Source organism: Streptomyces sp. NPDC102467, assembly GCF_044765445.1.
In the GTDB taxonomy this organism is placed as follows: domain Bacteria; phylum Actinomycetota; class Actinomycetes; order Streptomycetales; family Streptomycetaceae; genus Streptomyces.
Genome location: NZ_JBIWKA010000057.1, coordinates 1 through 6,830, shown reverse-complemented (window position 1 = coordinate 6,830; position 6,830 = coordinate 1). Strand labels below are relative to the sequence as shown.

Below are 6,830 nucleotides of genomic sequence, written 5' to 3'. Positions count from 1 at the left end.
TTGGCGGTGACCAGGTAGTAGCCGCCGGCCTGGGACTCGGACGTGAGCGTGAAGCTCACATCGTTGGTGCCGCACGACTGCCCGTAACCGCTCTTGTCGCCGCCCCCGTTCGCCGCCTCCTCTGCCGTGCTGCCCTCATCCGAGCCCGCCTTGGCATTACCGGCCTGCGCGCCACCGGAAGCCGAACCGCCGCCCACCTTCGAGCCACCGCCCGAGGACGGGGACGGGGACGGCGAAGACGTCGAGGACGAGGAAACGTTGGAGGGCTTCGCGCCACTCGCCGCGTCGGTGTCCGAGCCGGAGCAGGCCGTCAGGGACAACCCCGCCACCGCCGTCAGACTCGCGGCGGCGATCCGCAGGCTGCGGCGGCTGGCAATACGAGCAGTGGCGGTGGAGCGCATGGCGGGTCCCCTTGAAACGGTCGGTGTCGGTGTTTCCCCAGTACGACAACGACTCTGCCCGCAGCCGCTACCGTCTGATCGCCGACCGCTAACGCCTCACTAACGCCGCCCTGTGCAGCACAGCGATTGATGACTCGCCCGGAAGCCACCGCCCCGAGCACCGCGCGCACCTCACGGCCTGGGCCGGCCGTCATGCCTGGCTAGCACTTGGTGCGCGGCCTAGCGCCGTGCGCAGGCGAATGGTCGTTAGTCAGTGGTTGACCCCGGCGTCTTGGGCGGCCAGCGGGCGCCAGGCGGGGCCGTGGCCGTCGTGGCGGACCTGTCCGAACACGGCGTCGGCGAAGTGGATGCCGAAGCCGATCGTGTAGGGCTCTTCGAGTTCGGCGACGAGACGGCGGCGGTGGTCGGCGGAACGGGCAGGGTCGTGGTCGTAGACGCAGGACCATTCCGGGTGGTCCACCTGGATCGGTGAGTGCATGGAGTCGCCGAAGGCGATCAGGCGGGTCCCGCCTCCTGTGATGACGAATTCCGCATGCCCTGCGGTGTGGCCGGCGGTGATTCGGAACTGCACGCCGGGAAAGATCTCCTGTCCGCCCGTCACCGTACGGACGTGCGGTGCGAGGACGTCAAGGACTTCCTTGGGCGTGCCTGCTGCCTCGAGTTGTGCGCGCTGGGTCCATTCCGGCTCCGCCACCAGGTAGTCGGCGTCGGTGAACGTGGGCCGGTCCCCGTCCGGGGCGGGGCGCGTTGCCCAGCCGATGTGGTCAGGGTGCAGGTGGCTGAAGGCCACCGCGTCGATCTGTTCGGGCCTGCGGCCGAGTTCGGCGAGATTGTCCAGGAGCGCACCTCCGTGCATGGCGCCGTTCGGTGTCTCCGGATCGGCCGGCAGGCAGTGCGGGCCGAACCCCGCGTCGATCAGCAGCGCGCGGCCGCCGTGCTCCACCAGCAGGCCACCGAGACTCGCCACAGGTGGCCGGAGGCGTCGAGGTACTCCGGGTGAGCCGCCCAGAAATCGTCGGTGGTGTCCGGCAGCCAGGCGCTCGGCCTGCCTTGTATCGCCCCGTCCGGCACGAAGGACACCTTCGTGTCGCCCAGCCATACCGAGCGGAGTCCCGCCGGCCGCCGGAGCCGCTCGTCCTGCTGGTCAGCCGCTGAGTTGAGCATGGGAGCCCTCTCCTCGTTCGTCGGTGCGTACCGAGTCGCCGCCAGGCCTTGCGGCGGCCATCACATCACCATTCGCATCAAGTTAGAAAGGTTCAAGCTGTAATTATTATGGCTTGATGGACTTGCTAGAGTGGGGAGCATGACGACACCGCCCAAAGCGCAGGCCATCGCCGAGCGGGAACTGTGCGGCCTGGTGAACGGGCTGGCCCAGCAGATCGCCGATCACGTACGCCAGCGCGCCGTCACTCTTGGCCTCACCGCGGCCCAGGCGACCGCACTGCGGGAGATGACCGGGCCGATGACCATGCGGGAGCTTGCCGAACGCATGGGCTGCGAACCCTCCAACGCCACCTTCGTCATCGACAAACTCGAAAAGCAGGGTCTGGTCGAGCGCCACGCGCACCCCACCGACCGCCGCGCCAAGCACCTCGTCCTTACCGCCAAGGGCAGCGAGTTGCGGGAACGGCTCCTCGAACTCCTCACCCAGGAGTCACCTCTGGCCGCGCTCACCCCTGAGCAGCAAAGCGCCCTGCAGGGCCTGCTGGAGAAGACCGTCGCCCATTCATAGGGCGACACCACTGGACCAGCGCAAAGTCCGGTGCGGAAAATTTGTCCGGTGGGCCGTCCATGCCGCTCCCGGGTGTCCTGTGACACGCGATCTGGCCGATTGACAAGTGATCTTGACCGGTTGGGCGCAGCCAACACCTGCCCCGTCGTGTGCTGTCCCGTGGCCCCGTCCCGTCAGGAGCGGGGGCCACGGGGCGGGGGTGGTCAGGCGAGGGGTGCCAGGTTCATGTCGGCGGGGCCCTTGCCGCTGGTGTTGGTGCAGCGGTGGTCGACGGCCGGTTGCTGGAGCTGCAGGGTAAGGCAGGTGCCGAGGGCCTGCTGGCCGAACCTGTTGGGGTGCAGGGACTCCTGGGTCTGGCCCTGGAGGGTGGTCAGGAAGCGCATCCACTCGCTGCTCGCACCGGTGGGCGGGTGGTCGAGGTCGGCGTGCCGGGTGCCCTTCGCGCAGACCTCGCGGCCCTCGAAGGCGCGGGACAGGTCGAGGAACTCCGCCCCGGCCTCGTGGGCCGCCTCGGCAAGGGTGGAGCTGATCTGGGGTACGAGGTCGTCGTGGGCCCAGGTGAGGTCCTTGTCGAAGAACGGGCAGCCGCCGGAGGTGAGGCGGTCGTACTTCTCGCCCGGGTAGCGGACACGCGCGGCGTTGGGCAGCGGGGAGGGGTAGGACTGCAGGATCAGCCGGTAGGAGCCGGGCTCGTGGCCGGCGCGCTCCAGCGCGGTCTTCACGTCGGCGACGGTTGCGGCCGCGGCCTGCCGCACGCCGGGCAGGCGCTGCTTGACGAACTTGTCGGCGTCGGGCGCGCACGGGGAGCCGCCGTAGGGGTTGACGAAGACCTTCGTGCACGCGGTGATGATCTTGGCGAAGCCGAGGTCATTGCCGCCGATGGACACCACCACCGCCCGCAGCGGCTGCCCGGTCACCGCCTCCTGGAGCTGCTCGGCCTGAGATGCCTCGCCCTTGAACGACTGCCCGCCGTTCTCCGGCAACTCGAGGGCCGTCGAGGTCGCCCCGGAGCACGCCAGGTTGAGCCTGCGGACATCGAGGGTCAGGGAGTGGGCCTCGGCGACATCGGAGCGGTTCGTTGTCGTACGAGGCACTGTAGACCCGGTGCGGGTCGCTCTCGTCCGACTGCCGACCCCAGGCCCGGTCAGTGCCGGCCCGGCCGTTGAGCAACTCGTCGCCGTTGCCCGCCCAACGGCCGGCCTCGCCGGAGATGAAGCTGTCACCCAGCGACACCACCCACGGCGCGTCCGCCGCGGGCGCGCGCCCCACCGCACCCGCGGGGGCCGCGCCCGTCACACCCGCCACACACATCGAGGCGGCCACTACCGCCAGCACCCTACGACGCCACGAAGAAGAACTCATACCGGTAGGAACCGGCAGCACGAGAGCGGAAGGTTTCAACCGGCACATGGTTTGCAGTCGAATGGATCAAAGCGGGGCAAGACCTCGGCCCCACGGCCGAGATCAAGTGGCAGAACCCCGCGCCGCCAGGATCACCAGTTCGTCATGTATAGCGACGAGACAAGTTCATATAGTGAATGCCATGGCCCATACCGCAGCAGTGAAGGCCTACGGCCCCGCCGACGTGCAAGAGCGGACCGACCTCGTGACCTCGAAGGTCGCTGTCGGCCCCAAGGACACCAACGCCTACCTCCTGCGGTGCCGCGCCACCGATGAGCAGTTGCTGATCGACGCCGCGCCGAACCGCGCATCGTACTGGACCTGATCGGTGACGGCGGCATCGCCGCCGTCGTGACCACCCACCGCACGGCGACCACTGGGGCGCGCTGCGCGAGGTGGTCGACGTGACCGGCGCCCGGTGGAGTTCGAGCTCTCCGAGGGAGAGCACGTGGACGTCGCCTTCCCGAGGCGCCCGACGAAGCGGTCGGTGGCTACGTCGACCATGCGCCCGGCATGATCACCGTCTCCGAACCCGCGACCTCCCGGGGCCGCACCCGTGCTTGGAACTTGCGCGGTGAAGAGGTCACGACCTGATCGCCGGTCCGCCCGGCAGGAAAATCCCGGTACGCCGACGCGTGCCGCGGCCTGGAGCCATGTGCCGGACTTCGACGCCGGACCGTCGTCGGGCGGCGACGAGACCCAGTGGGTGGTACCTGCGACGTTCCTCGACCAGCTCGGCGATGTGCTGCGCAGCGTGCCGGCGCAGAACGCGGAAACAGCCCTGTAGGCCCAGTTCGCGGCCCTGCTGGAAGCTGGCGCCCGCGACCACGAGATCAAACGGCATGCGGTTGCCGCCTTCACCGAGACCGACGCGAGCTTCATGGCCAACGCGATGCGGTGGAAGTACAACGGTGGCCCGGCCGGAAACGGCTGGAACCGCTCCGTCATCAACTCCCAGTGAGGCCTGGACTTCCAGAACCGTACGACGCCCGCGCGATCCAACATGTTCGAGAACCGGCCGAACGAAACCCAGCACTTCTACCTCGACGTCGACTCGGCGGGCGCCCCACTGACCGGCGACCACACCTACGAGATCGTCTTCGAGACCGGCAACCTGCCGCCGTCACCGGGTTCTGGTCCCTGACCCTGTACGACGCGGGCCACTTCTTCCACCCCAACCATCTGGGGTGCTACTCCCTCGGCACAAAGAACAAGTCGCTGGCTCTCGGCTCCGACGGCTCGCTCACCCTCTACGCCGGGCACCGCTCCCCCGGCGCCGACCGGGAGAGCAACTGGCTGCCCTCACCAGCAGGCTCATTCTCCCTGTACCTGCGGGCCTATGGCGGACAGGCCGCCATCGCCGACGCCACCTGGATTCCGCCCCTCGTCATCAAACGCCCACCCGCAAGCTCCGGCACCGACGAGCCACAGCACTGACCGGCCCGACGCACGCCTAGGAACCGGACACCGCGAAGCACACCTACCGACAGGTATGTTGCTTGTCATGCTGCCCTCGACGACGGTCACCCACGCCCCGGGTCTCCTGACGCGCAGGAGTGGTCTGGACAAGGGGTCAGAGATCGACTTGTGCCCGCTGACGCACGCGAACCTCTGGCAGCCCTCCTCGCCGGGCCCTCTGCCGAATCCAGGCGACTGAGTCCGTGAGAGGCGGCCCGCCCGGCGTCTACGCGCCGAAGGGCTCAATCCAGCGCGAGTGAGTCATCCAGGACCTTTGCGTTCTTGATCATGTCGATGGTCCGGGCGCCGGGAACGCCCCGCTGGGCGGAGTTGCCCGGACTGCTCGGACGGCTGCTGGGCTCGCTGGTGCTCCCCGCATTGCCTGAGCTGCTCCGGCTGGCGAGGTCGGTCGAACCGAGTCCGCCGCCGTCGAGTCCTGAGGTGACTGCCGTGAGAGTGGCGAATCCGGCCAAGGCCACGGCCCCCACTGCACGTCCGAAAATCATGGTCATGCCCGGACAACGACGCAGGCGACCTCCAGGCACGTAAGGCGCGCACCACAGTCCCTCAGCACAAGGGCGTTCGGACAACGACGGTCACGCATCCCGCGGCTTTCCCCGGCGGAGTCCGCTTCTATGCCGTGCGCCTCCCGCAACCCTTCGCACCGGCCCATGCGCGTATCGGCCGGGGGTGTATCCCCGGCGCGGTGGGGCAGGACCGGCCTCGTCTCGCCATACGTTCCCGGTGTCGGTGGCTGCCTTCGTGTATGCGACCTGCTGGTGATCCTGCTGGCCAATTCAGGTGGGTGTAGCCCGTCTTGAGTGCCTGTTTCTGACGCGCCATGCCATGACGGTATTGGTGGATCCTGGGTTCGTTGCGTGCGCCCGTCAGCCGTGCTTGGCTCGCCCGATGAACTTTCTGTTGACGGCGAGTGGCCTGCGCAACGAGACACTGCGGGATGCGCTGCGGGACATGCTGGGAAAGCCGTTCGGATCGGCGAACGTCGTGTACGTTCCCACGGCATCAGTCGCCGAGCCCGGGGATCATGGGTGGTTCGTCGCGGGCATGAACCGGCTGCACGGCCTCGGCTGGCGGGAGTTCGACGTCCTGGAGCTGAACGGCCTGCCCCGGCAGTTGGTGCTCGACCGGCTGCTCCACGCCGACGTCATCTATGTCGAGGGCGGCAGCCACTACCACCTCGCGCGCAGCATCACCGGCAACGGTCTGGCCGACGGCTTCCTGGAGGCGCTGGAGACCCGGGTCTATGTGGGGGTCAGCGCCGGATCAATGATCTTCAGCCGTAATCTCACCCGCCACTCCGCCGACGTCATCGGGGACACCACGGACCTCGACGTGCTCGGCGCGACGACCGTGGAGCCGCCGTTCGGCCTCTTCGACTGGTATCTCAAGCCCCACCTGTACTCGCCGGATTTCCCCGAGCGGGACGACGCCTGGGCTGATCGCATCGGTACGCGGGCGGATTTCCCGATCTACTTCATCGACGATGAGACGGCCGTTCGCGTCAGAAACGGCAAGGTGGATGTCATTTCTGAAGGCCGGTGGCGGTTCCATAACGCCTTGGCGAGCAGTAACGGCGCGTGAACCACCGGCCGGCCTGTTTGACCGGCATCCCGCAGGAACACGTCTGCGGCTCCCGCATGCGCTTCATCGAGATCCACCCCGCAGCGGCGAGGGTATGGCCGATGGCACTCGAACCGCGAGGTTCGTACCGGCTGCGTGCAGCGCCCTTACTTGGTGGTGTGGGTGGGGTAGACCTGGACGTCGGTGTAGGCGCCCTTGATGTCTCCGGCGCCCGCCGGCCAGTCCAGGGTCACGGT

Annotated in this window: 7 protein-coding genes and 3 pseudogenes; 6 read left to right on the top strand and 4 right to left on the bottom strand. The window is 68.2% G+C overall.

Going from position 1 to position 6,830, the window contains the following annotated elements; genetic code table 11:
• Both ACIREE_RS42485 and ACIREE_RS42480 read right to left on the bottom strand, forming a co-directional pair.
• Positions 1-401, bottom strand: a pseudogene (locus tag ACIREE_RS42485) (hypothetical protein); the annotation flags it as partial.
• Between the two features lie 250 nt (positions 402-651).
• Positions 652-1,565 (bottom strand): annotated as a pseudogene (locus ACIREE_RS42480) (MBL fold metallo-hydrolase).
• Between the two features lie 139 nt (positions 1,566-1,704).
• Between ACIREE_RS42480 and ACIREE_RS42475 the strand changes: the two are divergent.
• Positions 1,705-2,133, top strand: a complete 429-nt coding sequence (locus tag ACIREE_RS42475; protein WP_404164932.1) for a MarR family winged helix-turn-helix transcriptional regulator — start codon at positions 1,705-1,707, stop codon at positions 2,131-2,133.
• A 203-nt stretch (positions 2,134-2,336) separates the two neighbouring features.
• Here ACIREE_RS42475 and ACIREE_RS42470 read toward each other — a convergent pair whose 3' ends face one another.
• Positions 2,337-3,227, bottom strand: coding sequence for a GDSL-type esterase/lipase family protein (locus tag ACIREE_RS42470; RefSeq protein ID WP_404164930.1), 891 nt, complete (start codon positions 3,225-3,227; stop codon positions 2,337-2,339).
• Between the two features lie 449 nt (positions 3,228-3,676).
• On the opposite strand from ACIREE_RS42470, the pseudogene ACIREE_RS42465 reads away from it, so the two are divergent.
• The 4 genes and pseudogenes from ACIREE_RS42465 to ACIREE_RS42450 form a co-directional block, all read left to right on the top strand.
• Positions 3,677-3,953, top strand: a pseudogene (locus ACIREE_RS42465) (MBL fold metallo-hydrolase); the annotation flags it as partial.
• A gap of 236 nt (positions 3,954-4,189) precedes the next feature.
• Positions 4,190-4,321 carry a hypothetical protein gene (locus ACIREE_RS42460; RefSeq protein ID WP_404164929.1) on the top strand — a complete coding sequence of 44 codons (132 nt, stop codon included), beginning with the start codon at positions 4,190-4,192 and terminating at the stop codon, positions 4,319-4,321.
• A gap of 216 nt (positions 4,322-4,537) precedes the next feature.
• Positions 4,538-4,678, top strand: a complete 141-nt coding sequence (locus ACIREE_RS42455) for a hypothetical protein (protein ID WP_404164935.1) — start codon at positions 4,538-4,540, stop codon at positions 4,676-4,678.
• Positions 4,675-4,971, top strand: a complete 297-nt coding sequence (locus ACIREE_RS42450) for a DUF1214 domain-containing protein (RefSeq protein WP_404164934.1) — start codon at positions 4,675-4,677, stop codon at positions 4,969-4,971. The genes ACIREE_RS42455 and ACIREE_RS42450 overlap by 4 nt, the downstream gene beginning before the upstream one ends.
• A gap of 263 nt (positions 4,972-5,234) precedes the next feature.
• On the opposite strand, the gene ACIREE_RS42445 is transcribed toward ACIREE_RS42450, so the two are convergent.
• Complete coding sequence (locus ACIREE_RS42445; RefSeq protein ID WP_404164927.1) at positions 5,235-5,471, bottom strand: hypothetical protein; 237 nt, start codon at positions 5,469-5,471, stop codon at positions 5,235-5,237.
• Positions 5,472-5,901: 430 nt separating this feature from the next.
• On the opposite strand from ACIREE_RS42445, the gene ACIREE_RS42440 reads away from it, so the two are divergent.
• Positions 5,902-6,594, top strand: coding sequence for a Type 1 glutamine amidotransferase-like domain-containing protein (locus ACIREE_RS42440; protein ID WP_404164925.1), 693 nt, complete (start codon positions 5,902-5,904; stop codon positions 6,592-6,594).
• The last annotated feature ends 236 nt before the right edge of the window (positions 6,595-6,830 follow it).

Coding starts and splice junctions, on each gene's coding strand:
- ACIREE_RS42475 (WP_404164932.1), top strand. CDS start 1,705: ATGACGACACCGCCCAAAGCGCAGGCCATCGCCGAGCGGGAACTGTGC.
- ACIREE_RS42455 (WP_404164935.1), top strand. CDS start 4,538: ATGTTCGAGAACCGGCCGAACGAAACCCAGCACTTCTACCTCGACGTC.
- ACIREE_RS42440 (WP_404164925.1), top strand. CDS start 5,902: ATGAACTTTCTGTTGACGGCGAGTGGCCTGCGCAACGAGACACTGCGG.